Raw genomic sequence first — 26473 nt, 5'->3', positions numbered from 1 at the left:
AAAGGCCGGAAACCCGGCCTTTATTCGCTAATCAATTACAGCAGCTCAAATTCGCCCTGCTTCACTCTGGCAGAATCCACGCCGATAAAGACGTTAAACTTGCCCGGTTCGGCATCGTATTGCATACGCTGATTCCAGAACTTCAGCGCTTCAATGTCTATCGGGAAGCTGACGGTCTGGGTTTCACCTGGCTTGAGGTTCACTTTCTCAAAACCTTTCAGCTGTTTGACCGGACGACTCATTGAAGCGGTCACATCCTGCAAATACATCTGAATAACCGTTGCACCTTCGCGCTTGCCGGTGTTGGTCACCTGCACGCTGGCCGTCACGGTCCCGTCACGCTTCATCGTTGGGGAGGAGAGCTTCACATCAGAAACCGTGAACGTGGTGTAGCTCAGACCATAGCCAAAGGGATACAACGGACCATTCGCTTCATCAAAGTAGCGCGACGTGTACTTGTTCGGCTTGTCCGCATTATACGGGCGACCGGTATTGAGATGGCTGTAATAGACCGGGATCTGTCCGACAGAGCGCGGGAAAGACATCGGCAGTTTACCTGACGGGTTGTAATCACCAAACAGCACATCGGCGATGGCGTTACCGCCTTCCGTCCCGGCAAACCAGGTTTCGAGGATCGCATCGGCCTGTTGATCTTCTTTAACCAACGCCAGCGGACGACCGTTCATCAGCACCAGCACCAGTGGTTTACCGGTTGCTTTCAGCGCGGCAATCAGGTCACGCTGACTCTGTGGAATAGTGATATCGGTGCGGCTGGAAGCTTCATGCGCCATACCCTGCGCTTCGCCGACTACCGCAACCACCACGTCAGACTGCTTCGCTGCGTTCACGGCTTCATCGATCATCGCCTGCGGCGAGCGCGGGTCAACCTTCACCGCCTCTTCATACAGATTGAGGAAATCGACAATGCCTTTGTCGTTGGTGATATTCGCCCCTTTGGCGTACAGCACTTTGCCCTTATCACCGACGGCATTTTTAATCCCAGTCAGTACCGTTACCGACTGATCGGCAACACCGGCAGCGGACCAACTGCCCATCACATCACGCTTGCTGTCGGCCAACGGACCGACGACTGCCACGGTGGCGGATTTTTTCAGCGGCAACGTTTCCAGACGGTTTTTCAGCAGCACCAGGCTTTCTCGCGCTACTTCACGCGCCTCTTTACGGTGCAAACGGCTTTCCGCGTTGGTGTCCTGTGGGTCAGATTCTTTGGCCCCCAGATGACTGTACGGGTCATTAAACAGCCCCATATCATATTTTACATTCAGTACATGACGCGCGGCATCATCGAGTTCCGCCATCGTAACCTTGCCCGACTTAATCAGCCCCGGCAGATACTTACTGTAATACTCATCGCTCATACTCATATTGATGCCGGACTTGATCGCCACACGCACCGCATCTTCAGGATCGGAGGCGGTACCGTGCTTAATCAGTTCCTTAATCGCGCCGTGATCGGAAACGGTAATACCCTTAAAGCCCCATTCATCACGCAGCACGTCTTTTAGCAGCCAGGCATCAGAGGTGGCGGGCGTCCCATTCAATGAATTAAGCCCCACCATCACCGCACCGCTACCGGCATCCAGTCCGGCCTTGTATGGCGGCATATAGTCGTTGAATAAACGCTGCGGACTCATATCCACAGTGTTGTACTCTTTTCCGCCCTCAACGGCGCCATAAGCAGCGAAGTGCTTGACGCTGGTCATCACTGAATACCTGTCGGCCGGGCTTTTCCCCTGCATCGCTTCCACCATGGTTTTGCCCATGATGGCGGTCAAATACGTATCTTCACCAAAACCTTCGGATGCACGGCCCCAACGCGGATCGCGAGAGACATCGACCATCGGCGCCCAGGTCATATTCAGACCATCGTCTGCGGCTTCATACGCAGAAATACGGCCAACGGTTCTGACCGCATCGAGATTAAAAGAGGACGCCAGGCCGAGACTTATCGGGAACACAGTACGTTGGCCGTGCAATACGTCGTAGGCAAAAAAGAGAGGAATTTTCAGGCGGCTGAGTTCCATCACCTGATCCTGCATCTTACGGATATCCTGGCGCGTGACGGTGTTAAAAATCGCCCCAACCTGTCCATCTTTGATCATTTCACGGATGGCTTCTTTCGGGTTATCAGGTCCGACGCTTATCAACCGCAATTGCCCAATTTTCTCATCCACGGTCATCTGTTTGAGTAAATCGGTCACAAACGCATCCCGCGCTTCAGGCGTCAGTGGATGGTTACCAAACAAGGTGTCCGCCAGCGCTGGTTGCAACGCCAGGCCCACAGCGACACCTACAGAACATAGCCATTTCATGTTGATTCTCTCTTAATTTCTACCCGACGAGGCAGCGAAAATATAACAAAAACCGCAGCTTGCCGTAAGCCTAAACGGGAGTGGGGAAGAAAGCTAAGGATATTCTCTGAATTTTCAAAACCAGCATGAATCAGTGGGATACAACACAGAGACAATGCGAATGAGAAAGCGTATTGTCATACATAGCGCTATGCTTGTTCCTGATATTGAGTCCCACCACAAGGAGTGGAGAATGTCTTCCATTACAACAATTGATAATAAAGCGTTTCTGACTGAATTGACCCGACTGGTCGGCCATTCACACCTGCTCACCGAACCGGCCAAAACTGCCCGTTATCGTAAAGGCTTCCGCTCGGGCCAGGGCGATGCGCTCGCCGTCGTATTCCCTGGCTCGCTATTAGAGCTGTGGCGTGTCCTCAACGCCTGCGTCTCGGCTGACAAAATAATCCTGATGCAAGCCGCCAATACCGGTCTGACCGAAGGCTCTACGCCTAGCGGCAATGATTACGATCGCGACATCGTTATCATCAGCACTCTGCGCCTCGATAAGCTGCACGTCATCGGCAACGGTGAACAGGTGCTGGCTTATCCCGGTACGACACTTTATTCGCTGGAAAAGGCGCTCAAACCTTTTGGCCGTGAACCGCATTCGGTGATCGGCTCTTCCTGTATCGGTGCTTCCGTGATCGGCGGTATCTGCAACAACTCTGGCGGATCGCTGGTGCAACGTGGTCCGGCATACACAGAAATGTCGCTCTTTGCACGCATTGACGAACAAGGTAAATTGCAGCTGGTCAACCATCTGGGTATCGAGCTGGGTCAGACTCCGGAGCAGATCCTGAGCAAACTTGATGACGAGCGGATCAAAGATGATGATGTCCAGCACGATGGGCGTCATGCACACGATCACGATTACATCACCCGCGTCAGAGATATTGAGGCCGATACGCCGGCACGCTATAACGCAGACCCTGAGCGTTTGTTTGAATCTTCTGGTTGCGCCGGAAAGCTTGCGGTGTTCGCCGTGCGCCTGGATACCTTTGAGGCTGAGAAAAACCAGCAGGTATTTTATATCGGTACCAACCAGCCAGAAGTGCTGACAGAAATCCGTCGTCATATTCTGGCCAAATTTGAACATCTGCCGGTCGCGGGTGAATATATGCACCGCGATATCTATGACATCGCCGAAACCTATGGCAAAGATACGTTTCTGATGATCGACAAACTCGGCACTGACAAAATGCCGTTTTTCTTTACGCTGAAAGGCCGCACCGATGCGATGCTGGAAAAAGTGAAAATTTTCCGCCCGCACTTTACCGACCGGGCGATGCAGAAGTTTGGCCATTTATTCCCCAGCCATTTACCGGCACGGATGAAAAGCTGGCGTGATAAATACGAACATCACCTGCTGTTAAAAATGGCCGGTGGCGGTGTAGCTGAAGCACAAAGCTGGCTGACTGAGTTTTTCAAAACTGCCGAAGGTGATTTCTTTGCCTGTACGCCGGAAGAAGGTAGCAAGGCATTTTTGCACCGCTTCGCAGCGGCGGGCGCGGCCATTCGATATCAGGCCGTCCATGCGGATGAAGTGGAAGATATTCTGGCGCTGGATATTGCGCTGCGTCGTAACGATACCGAATGGTATGAGCACCTGCCGCCGGAAATAGACAGCAAACTGGTGCACAAACTCTATTACGGCCACTTTATGTGCTATGTCTTCCATCAGGATTACATCGTGAAGAAAGGTGTGGATGCTCACGAACTGAAAGAGCAAATGCTAGTGTTACTGCGTGAGCGCGGGGCACAATATCCTGCAGAACATAACGTGGGGCATCTGTATAAAGCACTTGAAACATTGACGCGTTTTTATCGCGAAAACGACCCGACCAACAGTATGAATCCGGGTATTGGCAAAACCAGTAAGCAGAAGTACTGGAAAGAATCGTAGGCCCGATAAGCGTAAGCGCCATCGGGCACGTTGCCGGGGGCGCTTCGCTTGCCCGGCCTACGGTTTAATCGTTTTGCGCGGTTTGCTCACCTGTCGCTGAACCCGCTGCCGCCATCTGTGCGGCTTTTTGCTTTTTATAGCTCAGCGCCGCGGCCGGAACAGGCATCACCTTGCCGGTTTCGATCCAGGTGCGTAAACGACTGGCATCAGCAAAGTGGGTATATTTGCCAAAGGCATCCATGACCACCAGCGCTACCGGCTTGTTATTAATAACCGTACGCATCACCAGGCAGTGACCAGCGGCATTAGTAAACCCAGTTTTGGTGAGCTGAATGTTCCAGTTATCACGGTACACCAGATGGTTGGTGTTACGGAACGGCAACGTATAAGCCGGATTAGCAAAGGTCGCCATGTCTTCACGCGTCGTACTCAACTGACCAATCAGCGGATACTGCTTGCTGGCAATCAGCAGTTTAGTTAAATCACGCGCCGTCGAGACGTTATGAATCGATAACCCGGTCGGTTCCACAAAGCGCGTCTGGGTCATTCCCAACGACTTCGCCTTCGCATTCATCGCCTTGATAAATGCGTTATAACCGCCCGGATAGTGGTGCGCCAGGCTTGCCGCTGCGCGGTTTTCTGAGGACATCAGCGCCAGTAGCAGCATATTCTTACGACTGATCTCACTGTTCAGACGCACACGAGAGTAGATGCCTTTCATTTCCGGCGTCTGACTGATGTCAACTTTCAGTTTTTCATCCAGCGGCAGTCGTGCATCAAGCACCACCATCGCCGTCATTAATTTGGTAATCGACGCAATCGGACGCACGAGGTCCGGGTGGTTCGAATAGATAACTTTGTTGGTATTCAGATCAACAATCATCGCACTACCAGAAGCAATCTCAGGTTGAGATGCCGCTGCAGTAGTCGCCGTTTTCGCTACGGCTTGGGGTGCAAAAGGAACGGCCAGCACCAGGGCAAGACTTAATAATGAAACTCGGAATTTCAGCATGATGAGGTTTCTGATAATGGTTCACGCACGTCATAACGCACACCGCCTGAAATAAGGATTATCTCAGGCTAGCTCTGGCATCATAGCGATCCGGCAGGTTTGCCGCTACAGAAGAATCATCTCGAAATGCTGCGTTGCTGACTTTTACGCCAACAACGCAGCACAGACAGGTTGTACGCCTAGAACAATCGGTACCCGTAACCCCACAGGATCACCGTAATCGCCAGCAGAACCTCCAGCACCAGCACGCCAATCGCCAGCGTTGAACTGGAAAAGCTCAGCCCTTCTTCTTTAGTGATATTCAGGAACGTTGGAATACCGAGATAGAGTAAATAGCCGGTGTAAAACAGCGCGATGGTTCCCACGAGCGCACACAGCCAGACCAGCGGATACAGCGCCACCAGCCCGCTTAAAAACAGCGGCGTGGCAACATATCCGGCAAAGACCATACAATGCGCCAGCGACGGGCGTCGCGAGTAATTACGCGCCATCCACCAGATAACTCTGCCCATGATGGCCACACCCGCCAGCATCACGCCGTAAAACAGAATTGCCATCGCAAATCCGGTAAACAGGGATAACTTCAGTATATTGCCGTCGCCAAAATTCCAGCCAATTTGCGTGGTGCCAATAAACGCACAAATCACCGGGATTGCCGCCATCAGCAGTACATGGTGGGTATAGTGATGCGAAACACTTTCGTTTTCGCTGTTGATCACGTGCATTTCACGATCGGGATGGGAAAACAGCCCCCAGACATGGTTCATACCGCCCCCTTCTTGTCAGCTCCGGACCTCAACACTTCAAGTATAATTCAGCTTTTGATTATTTTATGTACACATGAAAAATACCGATACGCTGAGTTGCTGCTTTTCCGGCATGAACTATTCACTGGGTGTATGCTATGGAACGTGGAGGTCATACAACGTATGGATATAACGCATTATGTTGAGCAATACGGCTATGCGGCGCTGATTATTGGCAGCCTTGCCGAAGGCGAAACCATTACCTTGCTAGGCGGTGTTGCTGCGCATCAGGGAATTCTTAAATTTCCGCTGGTGGTACTCTCCGTCGCGTTGGGTGGGATGATTGGCGATCAGTTACTCTTCTTACTTGGGCGTCGTTTTGGCGGCAAAATCTTACGTCGTTTCTCGCGTCATCGGGCAAAAATCCACTACGCGCAGAAGATGATCCAACGGCGTCCCTACCTGTTTGTGGTCGGCACGCGCTTTATGTACGGTTTTCGCGTCATTGGCCCGTTGCTGATTGGGGCCAGCCACCTGCCACCGAAGATTTTCATCCCACTGAATATCCTGGGGGCGTTTGTCTGGGCATTGCTGTTTACCACGCTCGGCTATGTGGGCGGTGAAGTGATTGCCCCATGGTTGCATAGCCTCGACCAGCATATTAAACATGGGGTGTGGTTGGTTCTGGTTATCGGCGTTGTAGTGGCTGCCCGCTGGTGGATGAAACGGCGAAGTAAACGCAAAGAACACGCAAATTGACCCGACAGAGGCTTCTGCCGGGTCAGACTATCAGGAGGCGCGGTAACCGCCGCCCAGTGCGCTGGTCAGCTGTATAGAAGCATCCAGCCACTGTCCCTGTAGAACCAGACCATTAAGCTGTTCGCGTAATGCCGGAATTTTGGCCTCGCTAACCCGGGAACCTGCAATGATACCGGCGCTATATCGTGCCTGCGCAAGCCCCACGACGCGCTGTGCGTCATGTTCAATTTGCTGCTGATGCTGGTTCTTCTGCGCCAGCGTTTCTACCTGTGATGCCGCACGCGCCACGTCATTCACCGCATCGACCACTGCCTTGTTGTAATTTGCCACCGTCAGGTTACTCTGCGCTTTCGTGATATCGAGATTCGCATTCAGTCTGCCGCTATCAAAAATAGGCAGCGTCAGTCCAGCCGTCACGCCCATCTGCTGTGCGGAATGGCGGAACAAATCGCTCAGATGCAGCGCATCCTGCTGTAAAAACGCCATCAGGTTAACGTCCGGATAGAATGCCGCTTTTGCCGCATCAATGCTGCTCAGCGATGACTCGATGTACCAATGCGCGGCCTGTAAATCAGGGCGGCGGGCCAGCAGCGAATAACCAAGCTGTGACGGTAGCTGGCTTTCTACCGCCGGTAGCGTCGTTGCTTTAAGCTTCATGACGGAAGATTGCGAGTTGGTCAGTGCGCTCAGCCGCGCCTCTATCACCTTCATTTTGCCGCTGACATCGTTCAGCTGCTGCTCCGTTTTACTGGAATCGATATCCGTTTCAACACCTTCGACAGAAGAGGTAATCCCGTTTTGATACAGTTGACGATCGACGGTGATGACGTTCTGTTGCTCGGTTTTAATCTGCGTCAGCACGGTTTTAAGCGCCGCCTGTGTCTGCCACTCCCAGTACAAACGCGATACGCCGCTCGCCAGTAGCTGGCGAGTTTGCTCACGTTCAGCCTCACGCGCTTTCACCTCGCCAATACGCGCCGCCACTTCAGCCCGGTTTTTACCCCACAGATCCAGGTTCCAGCCTGCGGTTAAGCCAAAGGTTCCATTGGTGTACCACGGCCCGGTCGTGCCTGCAGCAGGATCGGTAATGGCAAATGGTCCCATTAAACCTTCTGCCGACATTCTTTGACGTTCAACGTCTGCGGAAAAATCAACTTCTGGACCATCCTGCGCCTTAACCGCTTTAGCCTGCGCTTCTGCCAGTTGAATGCGCTGTTCTGCTACCTGCATGTCTGGAGAATTCTTCAGGGTGCTGTCAATCAACGCATTCAGCTGTGGATCGTGATACGCCTTCCACCATTGGCTGTCCGGCCAACCATTTTTTAATGCCGCGGGCAACGCGGAGTCAACGTTCACAGCGGGCGTCTGCTGTGACAGCGATTGACGATTGTCATGCATAGGTGCACAACCGACCATCAAAATAAGCAGCGGCAAACATGCCGTTGCAACAAGAACAGAGTTACGATTCATGGGAATATACAGGTAAGAAAAGATGCACAGAGAGTACGACTTATCGCATTCTCTTTTTTAGTTACGCGTGGCAATACATCTTTTGAAATAAAATCACATAGTAAAAAAACATATACATGGTAAATGGTTCTGTCAAAATAATTCCAATAAATTATAAATGGAGGCGTAATGTCACAAAATATCTATGATGACCCGACATTCTTTGCCGGATATGCCACGCTGGATCGTTCAGTAAAGGGACTCGACGGCGCACCAGAGTGGCCAACAATACAAGCCATGTTCCCTCCCCTACAGGGAAAAAATATTCTTGATTTAGCTCACTGGCACTGCATTATTTGCACGATATAGAACGATTATTGCAAACCATTTACCAATCATTAATACCGTGCGGAATGCTGGTTTTCTCCGCTGAACATCCTATTTATACCGCGCCGCTCAGCCAGGGGTGGATTAAAGATAAAACCAGGTTTGGATGAATGGGGTCCATCGGTTGAACAAATTGCCGCCATCCGGCAATAAATCAGGCAACACTTGTGATGGCCTGAATCGCGCGTGCAATATCCGGTGAATTATTCAAAGCCCGAATTTCCTGAAACAGTTCTGTCGCTTCAACATATTCTTTACGAAGATAGCCCAGCCACTGTTTGATACGCGCCACATGATACAGCCCGGTATCACCTTGTTTTTCCAGTCGGGTATATTTTTGCAGTAACGTCACGACTTCAGGCCATGGCATACGCGGTTCATTATATTTCACCACGCGACTCAAATTCGGGATATTAAGCGCACCGCGCCCGATCATGACGGCATCGCATCCGCTGATGGCCATACAGTCCTGTGCGCTTTGCCAGTCCCAGATCTCACCATTCGCGATAACCGGGATATTGAGACGCTGGCGAATCTCGCCAATGGCCTGCCAGTTAATGTACTCGGCCTTATAGCCCTGTTCTTTGGTTCGACCGTGTACCACCAACTCGCTGGCACCGGCCTGCTGGACGGCATCAGCAATTTCGAATTGCCTGTCACTGCTGTCCCAGCCCAGACGCACTTTTACCGTCACCGGTAAATGGGCCGGAACCGCATCACGCATGGCCTTAGCGCCACGGTAAATCAGCTCAGGGTCCTTCAGTAACGTTGCGCCGCCGCCGCTGCCATTCACCAGTTTCGACGGGCATCCACAATTTAGATCGACGCCATACGAACCCAGCTCAACCGCGCGGGCTGCATTTTCTGCCAGCCACTGCGGATACTGCCCCAGCAGTTGTATACGCACCGGCGTACCGGATGTCGTGCGGCTGGCGTTAAGAAGTTCAGGGCAAATGCGGTGAAAGACTTTTACCGGCAGTAGTTGATCTACCACGCGAACAAATTCGGTGATACAGAGATCATAATCATTTACTTCAGTCAGCAGCTCGCGCACCAGTGAGTCGAGCACGCCTTCCATCGGCGCCAGTAAAACACGCATATTGTTACCCGCAAAAAAGAGAGGCGCTATGGTAACGTCTCTATGCAGGAGATTAAAGCGTCTCAGCGCCGGGCACAGATTTGGTTATGCTGATTGGGGGCATTGCCTGATGTTCCTGATATCTATTTCCACTATGCTTAGAATTCATGATGTGATCGGTAGCACGTTTTAAAGTTTAATTGTATGATGAATCAGTCTCGTCAAGGGTTTCAATTATGAGCAAGTCACTGAACATTATCTGGCAATATTTACGCGCATTCGTCCTCATTTATGCCTGCCTCTACGCAGGTATTTTTCTTGCATCACTGCTGCCTATAACGATTCCAGGCAGCATTATCGGCATGCTGATTCTGTTTGTATTACTGGCATTACAGATCTTACCAGCAAAATGGGTAAACCCAGGGTGCTACGTACTGATTCGTTACATGGCCCTGCTGTTTGTCCCGATTGGCGTGGGGATCATGCAGTACTTTGACTTGCTACGCGCACAATTTGGTCCGGTCGTGGTGTCCTGCACCATCAGTACACTGGTCGTATTCCTGGTAGTGAGCTGGAGCTCGCACATTGTTCACGGCGAACGCAAAATCGTTGGCCAAAAAGGGTCTAAACAATGATGTCGTATATCTGGTGGTCGTTACCCCTCACCCTGGCGGTATTTTTTGCTGCACGTAAGCTGGCAGCGCGATTTAAAATGCCGCTATTGAACCCGTTGCTGGTCGCCATGGTGGTGATTATTCCCTTTCTGATGCTGACCGGTATCCCCTACGATCACTACTTCAAAGGCAGCGAGGTGCTGAACGATTTACTGCAACCTGCTGTCGTCGCGCTAGCCTATCCGTTATATGAACAGCTGCACCAAATCCGTGCCCGCTGGAAATCCATTATCGCAATCTGTTTTGCCGGGAGCGTTGTGGCGATGGTAACAGGTACAACAATCGCTTTGTTGATGGGCGCATCACCGCAAATTGCCGCGTCTATTATGCCTAAATCGGTAACCACGCCTATTGCTATGGCTGTGGGTGGCAGTATTGGTGGTATTCCGGCAATCAGCGCAGTGTGCGTCATTTTTGTCGGTATCCTCGGCGCCGTATTTGGCCATACCCTGCTTAATGCGATGCGTATTCGCACCAAGGCCGCTCGTGGGCTGGCCATGGGCACCGCTTCGCACGCCCTGGGCACGGCTCGTTGTGCAGAACTGGACTACCAGGAAGGCGCGTTTAGCTCACTGGCGCTGGTGATTTGCGGGATTATTACCTCATTGGTTGCCCCATTCCTGTTCCCGGTTATCCTGGCAGTGGTTGGCTAATCTGCATTTTTAAGCTGTTTATTTGCGATGCGTTGCACATTTTTCATTTAAGTTTCATCAGTTGCATAAACAATGAGATTTGGATCACATATAAAGCCCTATCAGGCCCGTAAACTACGGTTCCATTACATTGTTATGAGGCAACGCCATGCATCCACGTTTTCAAACTGCTTTTGCCCAACTCGCGGATAACTTGCAATCAGCCCTGGCCCCTATTCTGGCGGATGTACATTTCCCCGCCATGCTGACGGCTGAGCAGGTTTCTTTGCTGAAACGCGAATCGGGACTGGACGAAGACGCGCTGGCATTCGCTCTGCTGCCTTTAGCTGCGGCCTGCGCGCGTACTCCGCTGTCCAACTTCAACGTTGGCGCAATCTCACGAGGTATCAGCGGAACCTGGTATTTCGGTGGGAATATGGAGTTTCTTGGTGCCACAATGCAGCAAACCGTTCACGCCGAGCAGAGCGCCATCAGCCATGCCTGGTTACGTGGCGAAAAAGGACTCGCTGCGATTACCGTCAACTACACCCCTTGCGGGCACTGCCGTCAGTTTATGAATGAGCTGAACAGCGGACTGGATTTACGTATTCACCTGCCTGGGCGTGAACCACACGCACTACGCGACTATCTGCCGGACGCTTTTGGGCCAAAAGATCTCGACATCAAAACGCTGTTGATGGATGACCAGGATCACGGCTTCGCGCTGCAAGGCGATGCGCTGACCCAGGCGGCGATTGCCGCCGCCAACAGATGCCACATGCCGTACAGCAAATCCCCGAGCGGCGTGGCGCTGGAGTGTAAGGATGGTCAAATTTTCAGCGGCAGTTATGCTGAAAACGCCGCCTTCAACCCAACGCTGCCACCGTTGCAGGGTGCATTAAACCTGCTGAGTCTGAACGGTTACGACTATCCGGACATTCAACGTGCGGTGCTGGCAGAAAAAGCGGATGCGGCGCTTATCCAGTGGGACGCGACATCTGCCACTCTGAATGCGCTGGGCTGCGACAATATCGAGCGCGTACTACTCGGTTAATGGTTTCAATAACGCCAGTTCGTAGGCTGGATAAGGTGTTTACACCGCCATCCGGCAATACGCAGAATGCCTAAAATCCCCTCAATCAGACTGCTGTTTCTTGCGCTCCGCCGTTGGGTACAGTAGCCTGATTGAAATTCCATCCAAATAACGAGTTTTCTGCATGTTAAAGCGCGTGTTTTACAGCCTGTTAGTCCTGGTAGGCTTGCTGCTGTTGACTGTGCTTGGACTCGACAGATGGATGAGCTGGAAGACGGCCCCCTATATCTATGACGAATTACAGGATCTCCCCTACCGTCAGGTTGGCGTTGTCCTCGGCACGGCAAAATACTACCGTACCGGCGTCATCAATCAGTATTATCGCTACCGCATTCAGGGCGCATTAAATGCGTATAACAGCGGCAAAGTAAACTATCTGCTACTTAGCGGCGACAACGCGCAGCAAAGCTATAACGAACCGATGACGATGCGTAAAGACTTGATTGCCGCGGGCGTCGATCCCGCTGACATCGTGCTTGATTACGCAGGATTCCGTACGCTTGATTCGATTGTACGCACCCGCAAAGTATTCGATACCAACGATTTCATCATCATTACCCAGCGATTCCACTGTGAGCGAGCGTTGTTTATTGCGCTACATATGGGGATTCAGGCCCAGTGTTATGCGGTACCTTCGCCAAAAGATATGCTTACCGTGCGGGTGCGCGAATTCGGTGCTCGCTTTGGTGCGCTGGCCGATCTCTACCTTTTTAAACGCGAGCCACGTTTTTTAGGTCCGCTGGTGCCCATCCCGACCATGCATCAGGTACCTGACGATGCTCAGGGATATCCGGCAGTCACTGCAGAACAATTACTCGAATTACAAAAGAAACAAGGAAAATAAGCATGGATGTACAAACTCTCTTCGTCGTATTGGCCTTTCTGCTCATTCCCCTCTTTTGTTTCCGTGAAGCCTGGAAAGGCTGGCGTACTGGCGCGGTAGATAAAATTAAGAAGAATGCGCGTGAGCCGGTTTATGCCTACCGGAATGAAGCCCCATTACAGTTCTGGTCTTATGTATTAGTTTATGCCGGATGCGGATGTTTATCTTTCGGTATGGTTATTTATTTAGTCTTTTATCGCTAAAGAGATTACCGTTATATTAGCACTTGAGAATAGCTAATATTATGATAATGGTTACCATTTCAATATAAGGGATTAATGCTGCCCGCCAGCATTTCCCTCAAACTATCTTCTATTTGTGAATCCTTTCACAGAATACTCTTCCTGCAGTGCTTAGCCTTAAGAATAGCCTTTCACTTTTTATATTTTGTTATTAACGGTTTGCCTTAATTTACTCAAGCATTAAGGAAGAAAATATGCCACAACAAAATTATCTGGATGAGCTCACGCCTGCTTTTACCCCTTTATTAGCCATAAAAGAGGCTTCCCGCTGTTTATTATGTCACGATGCCCCTTGTAGCCAGGATTGCCCGGCGCAAACCGACCCGGGGAAATTTATTCGCTCCATTTATTTCCGTAATTTTAAAGGCGCAGCCGAAACTATCCGCGAAAATAATGCGCTCGGTGCGGTGTGCGCTCGAGTTTGCCCAACCGAAAAATTATGCCAGCGCGGGTGTACGCGTTCAGGAATTGATAAACCTATCGATATCGCGCGTCTGCAGCGCTTTATTACCGATTTTGAACAGCAAACCGCGATGAAAATCTATCAGCCGGCAACAAAAACGCTGGGTAAGGTCGCCATTATCGGTGCAGGTCCGGCAGGATTACAGGCCAGCGTAACGCTGAGCAATCTTGGTTATGACGTCACCCTCTTCGAAAAACAGGCTCAGCCAGGCGGCTGGTTGCGCTATGGCATCCCAGAGTTTCGTTTGCCGCATTCGGTTTTGGATCATGAAATTGCCCGTATCATTGAAATGGGAGTGACCATCACGTGCAATTGCGAAGTTGGCCATGCCCTTTCCATTGAGCAACTCAAAGCTGAATATCGCGCTGTACTGGTTACCGTAGGGATGTCTTATGGTTCAACGTTACCTCTGTTTGAGAGAGCGAATCACGTTGAAATTGCCGTCGATTTCCTGCAGCGCGCCCGACAAGCCAGCGGCGATATTACCGTCGCAAAAAGTGCATTGATCATCGGCGGCGGCGATGTGGCGATGGATGTCGCCAGTACACTGAAACTGCTGGGCTGCCCGTCCGTCACCTGTGTCGCGCGTGAAGAACTAGCCGAATTCCCTGCCAGCGACAAAGAGTTCAACAGCACCCAGGCATTAGGGGTATCAATTATTGACGGTTTCACGCCTGTGGCGGTTAGTGGAAATCGCGTAACCTTTAAGCACGTACGCCTGCCAGGAGAACTCTCGTTTGAAGCCGAACATATTATTCTTGCCGTCGGTCAACATGCGCAGCTTGATGATTTTGCCGCGTTAAAGCCACAGCGCAATCTTATCGATACGCACAATTACCAAACCGCCGATCCGGTTATGTTTGCCGCGGGCGATATTGTTAAAGGCGATAAAACCGTTGTATACGCCGTGAAAACCGGAAAAGAAGCCGCTCAGGCCATTCATCACTATTTAGAGGGAGCTTGCTCATGTTAACGAAAGATCTTTCTATTACCTTTTGCGGCGTCAAATTTCCCAACCCGTTCTGCCTCTCTTCTTCTCCGGTAGGCAACTGCTATGAGATGTGCGCCAAAGCCTATGATAGCGGCTGGGGCGGCATTGTTTTTAAAACGATCGGGTTCTTTATTGCCAATGAAGTCTCCCCGCGCTTTGACCATCTGACCAAAGAAGATACCGGCTTTATTGGCTTCAAAAACATGGAGCAAATTGCCGAGCATCCGCTGGAGGAGAATCTGGCTGCTATTCGGCGACTGAAACAAGACTACCCGGATAAGGTCCTGATTGCGTCGATCATGGGTGAAAACGAAGAACAGTGGCAGGAACTGGCCCGCCTGGTTGAAGAGGCAGGTGCCGACATGATCGAGTGTAACTTCTCGTGCCCGCAAATGACCTCGCATGCTATGGGCAGCGATGTAGGACAAAGCCCTGAGCTGGTTGAAAAATATTGTCGGGCAGTGAAACGCGGCTCGTCTCTGCCAATGCTGGCTAAAATGACGCCGAATATTGGTGATATGTGTGAAGTGGCGCTGGCGGCAAAACGCGGAGGTGCGGACGGTATCGCGACCATCAATACGGTTAAATCCATCACTAATATCGACCTGAACAGGAAAATCGGAATGCCGGTTGTCAACGGTAAATCCAGTATTTCCGGCTACTCCGGCAAGGCCGTCAAGCCTATCGCCCTGCGATTTATCCAACAGTTGCGCACGCATCCCGAACTGCGCGATTTCCCGATTAGCGGCATCGGGGGAATTGAGACCTGGGAAGATGCCGCCGAGTTTTTACTGTTAGGCGCGGCCACGCTGCAGGTGACCACCGGGATCATGCAGTATGGCTATCGGATTGTGGAGGACATGATCAGCGGGCTGTCACATTACCTCGCCGATCAAGGGTTTGATTCACTGGAGGAGATGGTGGGGCTTGCTAATAGCAATATCATCCCCGCCGAGGAGCTTGACCGTAGCTACATCGTTTATCCGAACATCCATCTGGATAAATGCGTTGGCTGTGGGCGCTGCTACATCTCATGTTACGACGGTGGGCATCAGGCGATGGAATGGAATGAGGAAACCCGTACACCACACTGCAATACGGAAAAATGTGTGGGATGCTTATTGTGCGGTCACGTTTGCCCGGTAGCCTGTATTGATCTGGGCGAGGTGAAATTTAAACCTGGCGAGAATGCACATGCGTTAACGTTGTAACGCAGATAAAAAAGCCCGGTGCAGATTGCGCTGCACCGGGCTTTTTACATTGTACGATTACTTCTTACGCGCGTATTTCAGTGAATCCAGCGCGACCGCGAAGATGATAATGCCGCCCTTGATAATATACTGCCAGTAAGGGTTTACGCCGATGTAGGTCAGACCGTAGTTGATGACGGTGAAGATAATCACACCGGTCACCACGCCAAACACGGTTCCTACCCCGCCGCTAAACGACACGCCGCCAACCACGCACGCGGCAATCGCATCCAGCTCATACATAAAGCCGAGGTTGTTGGTCGCCGAGCCAATACGCCCAGCTTCGAGCAAACCACCAAAAGCATAGAACACGCCAGACAACGCATAGATGATCAGCAGGTTCAGCGCGACGTTTACCCCGGACACTTTCGCCGCTTCAGGGTTACCGCCGATAGCGAAAATATTTTTACCAAAACGGGTCTTGTTCCACAGCACCCATACAAAGGCCACGGCAATCAAGGCATAGAAAGTAATGTAGGAGAGTCGGAAACTGCCCAGCGCAATAAAGCCCTGCGCAAAGGTTGAGAACCCGCTGTCAAAGCCAGAAATTGGCGATGCGCCGACGAAGTCGTAGTACAGGGAGTTGATCCCGTAAACGATAATCATCGTACCGAGGGTGGTAATAAATGGCGTCACGTTCAGGTAAGCAATGATAATACCGTTCACCAGACCGATAATGGCACCAATCACGCAGACAATCAGCACCACCACGATGATTGGCATCGTCGCCATTTCCGGGAACACCTTGTTGGCGTTCTCCATCGACTGCAGCAGGGTTGCCGCCACAACCGCCGCCAGCCCGACCTGACGCCCTGCAGACAGGTCGGTCCCCTGGGTAACAATCAGCCCGGCTACGCCCAATGCGATAATAATACGCACCGAGGATTGCGTCAGAATATTACTCAGGTTCAGTAAACTTAAGAAAGTGGGATCCTGGAAAATAATAATCGCCAGCAAAACCAAAAGAACAACGTAAATTCCGCCTTCTTTCAGATAAGTAAGAAAACTTTTCTTATTTAACGCACTCATGAGGAGCCCCTAATCTTAAAGGTGCAAAGACGCAAGACGGAGGATTTCGTTTTGCGTTGTGGTTTTGGTTTCAACAATTCCAGCGACGAGGCCATTGCTCATCACCAGAATACGATCGGTAATACCTAACAACTCCGGCATTTCAGAGGAAATAATAATGATCCCCTTTCCTTTTTTCGCCAGTTCAGCAATCAACTGATAAATCTCAAATTTCGCGCCGACATCGATACCGCGTGTAGGTTCATCCAGCATCAGGATTTCAGGCTGCGTTAACAACCAACGGCCAATGACCACCTTTTGCTGATTACCACCAGAAAGCGAACCTATTTGCGTACGATGCCCTGGCGTTTTTACCCTCATCGAGTCAATTACCCACTGGGTATCGCTCTTCATGCGGGAATTATCCAGCAGGCCGACTTTATTTTTATAGTTCTGGATATTGGAGATTAACGAGTTAAAACCAATGTCCAGATAGGCATAAATACCGGTTGAGCGACGCTCTTCGGTGACCAGCGCAAAACCATGGTTAATCGCTTCATTCGCGCTGTGGTTATTGATTTTTTTGCCGTGGAGCGTAATCGTGCCCGATGATTTCTCACGAATGCCAAACAACGTTTCAACAATATCGGTGCGTTTCGCGCCAACCAGGCCGGCAATGCCGAGAATTTCCCCTTTATGGAGATCAAAAGAGATATCACGAATCGACGGCTGACGCAGAGAAGTCAGGTTACGCACTTCCAGAATCACTTCTCCCGGCTTGTTCTCTTTATCCGGGAAACGTTGGTTCAGTGAGCGTCCGACCATCATGGCGATGATCTTATCCATGTCCAGCCCTTCCAGCGGCTGGGTCGCAATCCATTGACCATCACGCAGCACGGTAATTTCATCACACAGTTGAAATATTTCTTCCATTTTGTGAGAAATATACACAATCCCGCACCCACGCTCTTTCAGCTTACGGATGATGGTAAACAGATGATTAACCTCTTTCTCGGTTAACGATGAGGTCGGTTCATCCATAATGACGATTTTGGCGTCATACGAAAATGCTTTCGCAATTTCAATCATCTGCATTTGCGAAACGGATAATGTGCCGACGCGCGCACGCGGATCGATATCAATATCCAGTTCATCAAATATCGCTTTGGTATCGCGGTACATTTTTTCCTGATCGACAAACATACCTTTGGTGGGATAGCGTCCCAGCCACATGTTGTCCATCACAGAGCGTTGTAATACCAGGTTTAATTCCTGGTGTACCATCGAAATACCATTCTCAAGCGCTTCCTTAGCAGAATGAAAATCGATTTCTTTACCCTGAAATAAAATACTACCGGAATCTTTTTGATAGATCCCAAAAAGACATTTTAATAATGTTGACTTTCCAGCGCCATTCTCGCCCATCAGAGCATGAATAGAATGTGGGCGGACTTTTAAATTGACATTATCAAGAGCCTTAACGCCGGGAAAGGACTTGTTGATGCCGCTCATTTCCAACAAGTATTCGCCTGACGACTGAGTATTAGTGCTGACCATAATTATACCTTGTTGGCCTTGCAGAGTGCGCAATTAAGGGCGCAATGAAATTGCGCCCACAGACGGAGTATTTATTTGTTGGTGAACTCTGCCAGATTATCTTTATCGACACCTACATATGGAACGCGAACAATTTTGTTCTCAATTTTCCAGTTGGTGCCGTCTGCCGCGCCTTTGCCATCAGCCAGGTTTTTCGCCAGATCGAAGGTGGCTTTCGCCTGGTTGTTTGCATCGTTCAGCACGGTACCGGCCATAGCGCCAGATTTCACCAGTGCCAGGGCTTCAGGCAGCGCATCGACGCCAAATACCGGGACGCTGGTTTTGTTGTGTGCTTTCAGCGCTTCAACTGCGCCCATTGCCATCGCATCGTTGTTGGCGATAACCACTTCGATTTTGTTTGCGTTAGGACCGGACATCCACGCATCCATCTTATCTTTCGCCTGAGCGGTATCCCACATTGCAGTATCTAACTGCAGTTGTTCAGTTTTGATGCCTTTATCGTTCAGCTCTTTAATTACGTAGGTCGTACGAGCTTCGGCATCCGGGTGTCCCGGTTCGCCTTTCAGCAGAACAAACTGAATTTTGCCATCTTTGTTCAGATCCCAGTTCGGGTTAGCGGCCCAGTGCTTGGCAATCAAGTCACCCTGAATAATCCCGGACTCTTTAGAGTCGGTACCGACATAATAGGCTTTGTCATAGCTGTCCAGCGCTTTACGGGAAGGCTCTTTGTTGAAGAACACAATCGGTACGTTCTGACCGCGTGCTTTTTCAATGACCGTTCCTGCTGCTGCCGGGTCAACCAGGTTGATAGCCAGTGCTTTAACGCCTTTTGCCAACAACACATCAATCTGATCGTTCTGTTTGGACTGATCGTTTTGCGAGTCATTCATCAGCAACTGTACATCCGGCGCCGCTTTGGCATCTTTTTCAATAGCCTTACGTACCACAGACATAAAGTTATCGTCATATTTATAGATAGTCACACCAATGCGGGTATCAGCAGCGTGCGCAGCCGCGCCGAATAACATGCTTGCCATTACAGCAGACAGGGTCAACACCTTCTTATTCATGGTATCTCCGGTTTTATTATGCAGGGTAGTGCTTGAGATAAATGCTCGGCAGGCAGAACGTTACTGAAGTGTTACTGAACGCCGAAGCTCACTTTTAAAAATATTTCTTCCGTGTCTGGCAACGCTCCAAAAACAGGCTTTAATTGTTGTTTAAGACGCCTATACCTCGATGAAAGTGATTATTCACCGTTACATAGTAGTTACAGCGCAACAAACAGTGTCATCATAGCTATCGCATTGTTAAGATACTGTGAATTTACTCACATATTGAAAGCGGTTACATAGCCCGACATTATCAGTTAGTGATCGGTGCCGCATTCTGCCGCAAAGCCACAGAATGACGTCGCACCAGCGTCGGCATAAAGCAATGTGTTGCGTCAGGATCCAGCGTTCCCGCCGCGCCTTGTAGCGCAAGCTCAGTGGCCATTTTTGCCATAGAAGCAATGGGATAGCGCACCGTTGTCAGCTGCGGGTCAGTGTAACGTGCGATAGGAATATCGTCGAAACCAATGATAGATAGATGTAATGGAATGGCGATGCCGTTGTCTTTTAGCGCGGTCAGCGCGCCAGCGGCCATATTGTCGTTGTAAGCGAAGACTGCCGTCAGTTGCAGGTTACGTCCCAGTAGTTCCACCATTGCGGACTCTCCGCCCTGCATATCCGGTGAACCGGTACCTATCCAACTGTCTGCCGGGGTAACCCCCTGTTCTTTCAGGGCACTTAGCCACCCTTCTTTACGCATTGCATCGTCCTCAATGCGGTGACTTGATGCCAGGTAACCAATACGTTGATGCCCATTATTCAGCAGCATACGGGTTGCCATTTTAGCCCCGCTAATATTATCCAGACAGACGCAACGATGCGCGTAGCCCGGCACAATGCGGTTGATCAGCACCATGCCAGGGATCTGATCCATGAACTCGGCCAGCTCGCGATCGCTCAACGCTTTCGAGTGAACAATCAGTGCGTTACAACGCTGACGAATCAGTACCTCAATGGCATGACGTTCTTTTTCAGCCTCATGGTAGCTGTTGCCAATCAGGACGTACTTCTGATGCTGTTGAGCAACCATATCCACGGCCTTGACCAGCGCGCCAAAAAATGCGTCTGAAACATCCATCACCACAACGCCAATCGTGTCGCTCACCTGCGTCGCCAGCGCTTGCGCGTTGGCATTCGGTCGATAGCCGAGCTGAGTGACCGCCTTCATTACCGCTTCACGCGTATCGGGACTCACCAGCGCGCTGTTGTTCAGTACGCGGGAAACAGTCGCGACAGAAACGCCAGACTGTCGTGCCACATCACGGATGGTTACCATATTCACTACCCTGTTTAAGATGCGGTTACCCGCAGACACCCCAGGCTGGGTATTTTGTCAGCACAACGAAACGGACTGCGTGAGTGATGTCACAGGAATGAAAGCGCTTACATCCATTTTGTTAATGAATGTGATCCAGATCGTTATCTGGATGTTCGCGGTAATGATGCCCCTGACGCACGCAGGGTTAATTGACGCCATAGCCATTCTACCGGGCCTTGCCGGTAAAAATGCAACCAAATGACGGAGAAAAGCAGGTTAACGGCCCAGACCGGAATGACGAAATACAGCAACTCCAGCCGGTCGAATTTCATAAATAAGCCGAATTGATAAAACAGCGTGGTGCAAATTAAGGTTTGTAACAAATAGTTGGTTAGCGCCATGCGCCCAACGCAGGCTATGGCAATGACCCATTTTAAACGGCTAAGCTGCGGCCAGAAACCGAACATCAGCGCAGCGTAACCAATGGTCTGCAACGGCGCGCCCAGCTCTCGCGGGGCTTGTAACAGGAAAGCACACCAGCGGTAGGCCCAGTCCAGATGCCACTGCGCAACGATAGCAGGCAGGTTAATCGCCATCCCAATAATGACCAATAACGCGCCGGTACGTCGATAGTGCTGCAAACTGTACTGCCCTTTCAGCCAACCGCTGCGCATCAATGCCGCGCCCAGCAGCATCATCCCCGCCAGTTGCCAGCCGTACTGCGCACCCAACGCCAGCAAGCTATTGGACATCATATCTACGCGATTGCTGACCGCTTCCATACCGCCGTTCACCTTCCAGTATTTCTCATACAGCAACGCAGAAGCATCCGGTGTCCAGGCCCGACTGGTCTCACTTCCGGAGATAAATCCCAGCAGCAACAGCACACCAACGCCCGCCAGATAGAGCAGCACGCCGGTATTAAACAGACTTTTGACGGAAGGAGCATCGCGAACCAACCGCCAGCAAATCAGCCCAATCAGGCCATACGCCAGCAGGATATCGCCATCCCAGAACAGCAAACCGTGAATAAACCCCAGCAGAACCAGCAAAGTGAGTCGTGACTGGATCCAACGTTTGCCTCGCGGTAGCAGCATCTGCAGACCCGCGCCAAACAGCAGCGCAAATAACGTGAGGAATTTCACCTGCGCGAAGAGATCAAGCACGGCCCAGGTCCAGGCATCTGACGGGGTAATGTTGCCGTACCAGGCAGGATTCAGATAGGCCGCCTTTGGCAGACCAAAGGCGCTAATATTGAGAAGCAGGATGCCGAGGATGGCGACGCCACGAATAAAATCCAGCGTGACATTACGCTCCATGGCCCCTGCCCTGATCAGTTGTGGTGACGCACGGCGCGCAGGAATTCCTGACGCGTATTCTGGCTGGACTTAAACAATCCGCCAAGCGAGGTAGTGGTGGTAGCGCTGGTCGCATCACGAATACCACGCGCTTTCACGCAGTAATGCACAGCATCAATTGAAACCGCCACATTATTCGTCCCGAGCAACGTTTGCAGCGCGGTGAGAATTTGCTGAGTCAGGCGTTCCTGGACCTGCGGGCGCTGGGCGAAGAACTGCACAATGCGGTTAATCTTCGACAGACCGATGACCGAATCTTTCGGGATATAGGCCACCGTCGCTTTGCCATCAATCGTGACGAAGTGATGTTCGCAGGTGCTGGTCAGCGTGATATCGCGAACCGTGACCATCTCATCAACCTTCATCTTATTTTCAATGACGGTGATTTTCGGGAAGTTGGCGTAATCGAGGCCGGAGAAAATCTCATCGACATACATTTTAGCGATGCGATGTGGCGTTTCCATCAGACTGTCATCGCTCAAATCAAGATTGAGCAATTGCATAATCTCGGTCATATGACCGGAGATAAGACGTTTGCGCGTTTCATTATCCATCTCTTGCACGGGCGGGCGTAGTGGTGTTTCAAGACCACGCGCGACCAGCGCTTCATGAACCAGTGCCGCTTCTTTACTGAGTGATGACATTTCTTTTTCTCCTGCAGGTGGGGCGCCTCTGCCCTGCGTGGGGCAAAGTTTTTAGGCTGTGTCACAGCCAGAACATTGTGCGTGAGGCGGCGCACATAATCCAGTATTCACCGCGATAATTATTGAAATTGGTGCTGCCTTTTAGCACACAGATTTCATATGTCGTTCAACCGGGTGAATTCGAGTGTTAATGTAAAGTTATATAGATGATGAAGTATGTTTGCTCAATGCGGAAGTGAAAGTTACTCACAGTGCAATGAATAATCTGTATTATGGTGAGTTCGCAAACACATTCAGGTTCAACACAACAAGGAGCCACGCATGGAAATGCTTGAAGAGCACCGCTGTTTTGAAGGCTGGCAACAACGCTGGCGTCATGACTCCACCACGCTAAATTGCACCATGACCTTCAGTATTTTTCTTCCACCCCCCCGGGATAACACCCCACCTCCGGTGCTGTACTGGCTGTCAGGTTTGACCTGCAATGATGAAAACTTCACCACTAAAGCCGGAGCACAACGTATTGCGGCTGAACTGGGCATCGTTCTGGTGATGCCTGATACCAGCCCGCGTGGCGAACAGGTCGCCAATGATGAAGGCTACGATTTAGGCCAGGGTGCCGGATTTTATCTCAATGCCACGCAACAACCGTGGGCCTCACATTTTCGCATGTATGACTATATGCGTGATGAGCTGCCGGCACTCATTCAGTCACAGTTTAACGTCAGCGATCGCTGCGCCATCAGCGGGCACTCTATGGGGGGGCATGGTGCACTGATCATGGCACTGAAAAACCCTGGCAAATACACCAGCGTTTCTGCCTTCGCCCCCATCGTCAATCCATGTCGCGTACCGTGGGGTGAGAAAGCCTTTAGCGCCTACCTGGGTGAGGATAAATCACGGTGGGCGGAATGGGACAGCTGTGCGCTGATGCTGGCCAGTAAACCCGCAGATGCGATCCCAACGCTTATTGATCAGGGGGATAGCGATCAGTTTCTCGCCGATCAACTGCAACCCGCAGTGCTGGCCGAAACGGCCCGTCAAACCGCATGGCCGATGACATTACGCATTCAGCCGGGTTACGATCATAGCTACTACTTCATTGCATCATTTATTGAAGATCATCTGCGTTTCCACGCCCAATATTTGCTGAAGTAACGCCTGAGTGAGGGCGTCAGCCCTCTTCATTTCTCCATCATTCCTTCACTTTTTCTCCTTTTTTATTTCACCACTATCCCACTGAATTAAAAAGATTTTCCATGCTAAACACATCAAACACAAATGATTTCTATTATCATTTGTGTTTACAAAAATTCATACTTTTGTACAATCCCCCCGCTTCTTTACTGAAAAGAGTCCTTAAAAGACAAATACATACAATTGTCATGGCCTTTCACATGACACGCAGTTAGATTCATTTAAATGGAATGATACAAATGACTATACCTCACGTTAAGGCTGTAGCCGCCGCAGTATGCGTCGCGAGTCTCCCATCACTCGTCTATGCCGCCGACCAGGATACCGTGGTCGTCACCGCCACCGGGTTTGAGCAAAAAATTCAGGATGCCCCCGCCTCCATTTCGGTTATTACCAAGCAACAGATCGAAGATAAAGCGTATCGCGATGTGACCGATGCACTGAAAGACGTCCCTGGTGTTGTTGTGACCGGCGGCGGTAGCAGCAGTGATATCAGCATCCGCGGTATGGCCTCGCAATACACGCTCTTCCTGGTTAACGGTAAACGTATCAGTACACGCGGTACCCGCCCGAACAGCGACAACGCGGGTATTGAGCAAGGCTGGCTACCGCCACTGGAATCCATCGAGCGTATCGAGGTGATCCGCGGCCCGATGTCGTCTCTGTACGGCTCTGACGCTATGGGCGGCGTGATTAACGTGATCACCAAAAAAGTCTCGAATACTAAAGCCTGGACCGGCTCCCTGCATGGTGATGCCACCCTCCAGGAAGATCGGGACTCCGGAGACCTTTACCAGACAAATGCATACGCGTCCGGACCACTGATCGACGGGCTACTCGGCGCAAAAGTGACCGGGCTGTTCTCCCATCGCGGAGAAGATAAGATAGTCAATGGTTACAATGAACAACGCCTGCGCAACGGCGGACTCACCCTCAACTTCACCCCGGATGATAAAAATGACATCGACTTCGATGTCGCGCATGAACTACAGGATCGCAACAGCACACCAGGCGAATCGATGGCGGCAGAAAACTGCCGTAACGGTGTTTGTAAGCCAAACAGCAAAAGCTACAACCGTTATGAACACACAACGTATTCATTAACCCACAGCGGTTATTACGACGATTTCAACAGCACCAGCTATGTTCAGCAGGAAGAGACCAAAAACCCTGGTCGTCAGATGAAATCCTACAACACGATCTTCAATAACCAGAACCAGGTCTTCCTCGGGGCGCACACCCTGACAGTTGGCGGGCAATACCGTTATGAAAAACTGCGCGATAACGGCAACCAACTGCAAGCAGCTGACGGTTTGAACAAATTGACCCGCTGGAGTTGGGCGTTGTTTGCCGAAGACGAATGGGCGGTTACCGATACTTTCACGCTGACCGGCGGTCTGCGTATGGATAAAGATGAAAACTACGGTGACAACTGGACGCCGCGCGGCTATGGCGTATGGCACCTGAGCGATCAGTGGACCTTAAAAGGGGGAGTTTCTGCGGGCTATCGTGCACCGGATCTGCGCCAGTCATCCGCAAGCTGGGGGCAAGTGACCGGTGGCGGTCGTCTGAACGGTATCATTGTCGGCAACCCGGATCTGAAACCAGAAAAAAGCCTGAGCGAAGAGATCGGTTTGCTGTGGGATAACGGCAACGACCTCAATGCGGGTGTCACGCTGTTCAATACTGACTTCAAAAACAAAATTACCGAAGTCCGTCGCTGTAACAGCAGTGCCGATCCGGCTTGTACTATTGGCAGCACTCATTACGACTTTGTCAGCGATCGGGTTAACGTTGATAAAGCCAATATGCGCGGTGTCGAATCCACCTTCGGTTGGAAGATGACCTCCGACATCAACTGGACAGCGAACTATACCTACACTGAATCTGAACAGAAAAGCGGTCAGTTCTCGGGCCAGCCGTTGAACAAAATGCCGAAGCATATGTTCAACACCACGCTGGACTGGCAGGCTACGCAGGATATCGGTTTCTGGAGCCGTTTGAATCTGCGTGGCAAAACATCAGAATACCTGAGCCGTACCTCCATGGCGCAAGGCACCCCTTCCTATACCCAGGTCGATATCGGTATGCGTTACTATGCGACCAAAGATGTACTGCTTACTGCTGGCGTGTATAACGTGCTGGATAAACAGATTGATTACGAGACCTATGACACCGTGCTTGATGGTCGTCGTTACACTGTTGGCCTGACTTACAACTTCTAAGTTTTAGACCATAAAAACCCCGGCATTCACCATGCCTAATGCTGTTCAGTTAACATAAAGCATCAACATGTGTTGGCGGGGTAATGAACATACTCTCTCAGAGAAAGGGTTCCGTTCACCTCATGTTCATCGCTTCTCTGTACACTGAACACCCGTGAACGTGTTAAGGGTGCTATC

22 protein-coding genes and 1 pseudogene are annotated in these 26473 nt (G+C 50.9%); 12 read left to right on the top strand and 11 right to left on the bottom strand.

Annotation, left to right across the window (positions count from 1 at the left end; all coding sequences use genetic code 11):
- Positions 1 to 35: 35 nt before the first annotated feature.
- Positions 36 to 2333 (bottom strand): beta-glucosidase BglX, encoded by a 2298-nt coding sequence (gene bglX, locus SK32_RS02180; RefSeq protein ID WP_075551361.1) that lies wholly within the window; start codon positions 2331 to 2333, stop codon positions 36 to 38.
- A gap of 232 nt (positions 2334 to 2565) precedes the next feature.
- Here bglX and dld point away from each other — a divergent pair, with 232 nt between their 5' ends.
- Positions 2566 to 4278 (top strand): D-lactate dehydrogenase, encoded by a 1713-nt coding sequence (dld, locus tag SK32_RS02175; RefSeq protein ID WP_048211181.1) that lies wholly within the window; start codon positions 2566 to 2568, stop codon positions 4276 to 4278.
- Between the two features lie 64 nt (positions 4279 to 4342).
- Here the strand turns inward: dld and pbpG are convergent, their stop codons facing one another.
- Both pbpG and SK32_RS02165 read right to left on the bottom strand, forming a co-directional pair.
- Positions 4343 to 5290 (bottom strand): D-alanyl-D-alanine endopeptidase, encoded by a 948-nt coding sequence (gene pbpG, locus SK32_RS02170; protein ID WP_048211180.1) that lies wholly within the window; start codon positions 5288 to 5290, stop codon positions 4343 to 4345.
- Positions 5291 to 5469: 179 nt separating this feature from the next.
- Complete coding sequence (locus tag SK32_RS02165) at positions 5470 to 6057, bottom strand: Yip1 family protein (protein ID WP_005129189.1); 588 nt, start codon at positions 6055 to 6057, stop codon at positions 5470 to 5472.
- 162 nt (positions 6058 to 6219) lie between these two features.
- On the opposite strand from SK32_RS02165, the gene SK32_RS02160 reads away from it, so the two are divergent.
- Complete coding sequence (locus SK32_RS02160) at positions 6220 to 6795, top strand: DedA family protein (protein WP_048211179.1); 576 nt, start codon at positions 6220 to 6222, stop codon at positions 6793 to 6795.
- 30 nt (positions 6796 to 6825) lie between these two features.
- On the opposite strand, the gene mdtQ is transcribed toward SK32_RS02160, so the two are convergent.
- On the bottom strand, positions 6826 to 8265 hold the full coding sequence (gene mdtQ, locus SK32_RS02155; RefSeq protein ID WP_048211178.1) for a multidrug resistance outer membrane protein MdtQ: 1440 nt from the start codon (positions 8263 to 8265) through the stop codon (positions 6826 to 6828).
- A 168-nt stretch (positions 8266 to 8433) separates the two neighbouring features.
- On the opposite strand from mdtQ, the pseudogene SK32_RS25595 reads away from it, so the two are divergent.
- A pseudogene (locus tag SK32_RS25595) lies at positions 8434 to 8726 on the top strand (SAM-dependent methyltransferase); the annotation flags it as partial.
- Between the two features lie 59 nt (positions 8727 to 8785).
- Here SK32_RS25595 and dusC read toward each other — a convergent pair.
- Complete coding sequence (gene dusC / locus SK32_RS02145) at positions 8786 to 9730, bottom strand: tRNA dihydrouridine(16) synthase DusC (protein WP_048211177.1); 945 nt, start codon at positions 9728 to 9730, stop codon at positions 8786 to 8788.
- A gap of 215 nt (positions 9731 to 9945) precedes the next feature.
- Here dusC and SK32_RS02140 point away from each other — a divergent pair, with 215 nt between their 5' ends.
- The 7 genes from SK32_RS02140 to preA all read left to right on the top strand — a co-directional run bounded on the left by SK32_RS02140 (position 9946) and on the right by preA (position 15898).
- Positions 9946 to 10344 carry a CidA/LrgA family protein gene (locus tag SK32_RS02140; RefSeq protein WP_005129194.1) on the top strand — a complete coding sequence of 133 codons (399 nt, stop codon included), beginning with the start codon at positions 9946 to 9948 and terminating at the stop codon, positions 10342 to 10344.
- Complete coding sequence (locus tag SK32_RS02135; protein ID WP_048211176.1) at positions 10341 to 11036, top strand: CidB/LrgB family autolysis modulator; 696 nt, start codon at positions 10341 to 10343, stop codon at positions 11034 to 11036. Before SK32_RS02140 ends, SK32_RS02135 begins: the two co-directional genes overlap by 4 nt.
- Before the next feature lie 148 nt (positions 11037 to 11184).
- Positions 11185 to 12069 carry a cytidine deaminase gene (cdd, locus tag SK32_RS02130; RefSeq protein ID WP_005129196.1) on the top strand — a complete coding sequence of 295 codons (885 nt, stop codon included), beginning with the start codon at positions 11185 to 11187 and terminating at the stop codon, positions 12067 to 12069.
- Between the two features lie 163 nt (positions 12070 to 12232).
- Positions 12233 to 12952 carry an outer membrane permeability protein SanA gene (gene sanA / locus SK32_RS02125; protein ID WP_048211175.1) on the top strand — a complete coding sequence of 240 codons (720 nt, stop codon included), beginning with the start codon at positions 12233 to 12235 and terminating at the stop codon, positions 12950 to 12952.
- 2 nt (positions 12953 to 12954) lie between these two features.
- Positions 12955 to 13194 carry a DUF2542 family protein gene (locus tag SK32_RS02120; RefSeq protein WP_048211174.1) on the top strand — a complete coding sequence of 80 codons (240 nt, stop codon included), beginning with the start codon at positions 12955 to 12957 and terminating at the stop codon, positions 13192 to 13194.
- 233 nt (positions 13195 to 13427) lie between these two features.
- Positions 13428 to 14669 (top strand): NAD(P)-dependent oxidoreductase, encoded by a 1242-nt coding sequence (locus tag SK32_RS02115; RefSeq protein ID WP_048211173.1) that lies wholly within the window; start codon positions 13428 to 13430, stop codon positions 14667 to 14669.
- A complete protein-coding gene (preA, locus tag SK32_RS02110) occupies positions 14663 to 15898 on the top strand; it encodes an NAD-dependent dihydropyrimidine dehydrogenase subunit PreA (RefSeq protein ID WP_048211172.1) in 1236 nt (411 codons plus the stop codon). Before SK32_RS02115 ends, preA begins: the two co-directional genes overlap by 7 nt.
- Before the next feature lie 57 nt (positions 15899 to 15955).
- On the opposite strand, the gene mglC is transcribed toward preA, so the two are convergent.
- The 6 genes from mglC to folE form a co-directional block, all read right to left on the bottom strand.
- A complete protein-coding gene (gene mglC, locus SK32_RS02105; protein WP_003027393.1) occupies positions 15956 to 16966 on the bottom strand; it encodes a galactose/methyl galactoside ABC transporter permease MglC in 1011 nt (336 codons plus the stop codon).
- A gap of 15 nt (positions 16967 to 16981) precedes the next feature.
- Positions 16982 to 18502 (bottom strand): galactose/methyl galactoside ABC transporter ATP-binding protein MglA, encoded by a 1521-nt coding sequence (gene mglA / locus SK32_RS02100; protein ID WP_048211171.1) that lies wholly within the window; start codon positions 18500 to 18502, stop codon positions 16982 to 16984.
- A gap of 71 nt (positions 18503 to 18573) precedes the next feature.
- On the bottom strand, positions 18574 to 19572 hold the full coding sequence (gene mglB / locus SK32_RS02095) for a galactose/glucose ABC transporter substrate-binding protein MglB (RefSeq protein ID WP_003027399.1): 999 nt from the start codon (positions 19570 to 19572) through the stop codon (positions 18574 to 18576).
- Between the two features lie 295 nt (positions 19573 to 19867).
- Positions 19868 to 20890, bottom strand: a complete 1023-nt coding sequence (galS, locus tag SK32_RS02090) for an HTH-type transcriptional regulator GalS (RefSeq protein ID WP_048211170.1) — start codon at positions 20888 to 20890, stop codon at positions 19868 to 19870.
- 143 nt (positions 20891 to 21033) lie between these two features.
- Positions 21034 to 22191, bottom strand: a complete 1158-nt coding sequence (gene yeiB, locus SK32_RS02085) for a DUF418 domain-containing protein YeiB (protein ID WP_048211169.1) — start codon at positions 22189 to 22191, stop codon at positions 21034 to 21036.
- Positions 22192 to 22205: 14 nt separating this feature from the next.
- Positions 22206 to 22874, bottom strand: coding sequence for a GTP cyclohydrolase I FolE (gene folE / locus SK32_RS02080; protein ID WP_003027410.1), 669 nt, complete (start codon positions 22872 to 22874; stop codon positions 22206 to 22208).
- A gap of 321 nt (positions 22875 to 23195) precedes the next feature.
- Here folE and fghA point away from each other — a divergent pair, with 321 nt between their 5' ends.
- Both fghA and SK32_RS02070 read left to right on the top strand, forming a co-directional pair.
- Positions 23196 to 24032 (top strand): S-formylglutathione hydrolase, encoded by an 837-nt coding sequence (fghA, locus tag SK32_RS02075; protein WP_048211168.1) that lies wholly within the window; start codon positions 23196 to 23198, stop codon positions 24030 to 24032.
- A gap of 278 nt (positions 24033 to 24310) precedes the next feature.
- Positions 24311 to 26296 (top strand): ligand-gated channel protein, encoded by a 1986-nt coding sequence (locus tag SK32_RS02070; protein WP_048211167.1) that lies wholly within the window; start codon positions 24311 to 24313, stop codon positions 26294 to 26296.
- The last annotated feature ends 177 nt before the right edge of the window (positions 26297 to 26473 follow it).

This window comes from Citrobacter sp. MGH100, assembly GCF_001034465.1.
GTDB classification, from domain to species: domain Bacteria; phylum Pseudomonadota; class Gammaproteobacteria; order Enterobacterales; family Enterobacteriaceae; genus Citrobacter; species Citrobacter youngae.
The sequence above is the reverse complement of the archived record's forward strand: the minus strand, read 5'-3'. Positions and strand labels throughout refer to the sequence as shown.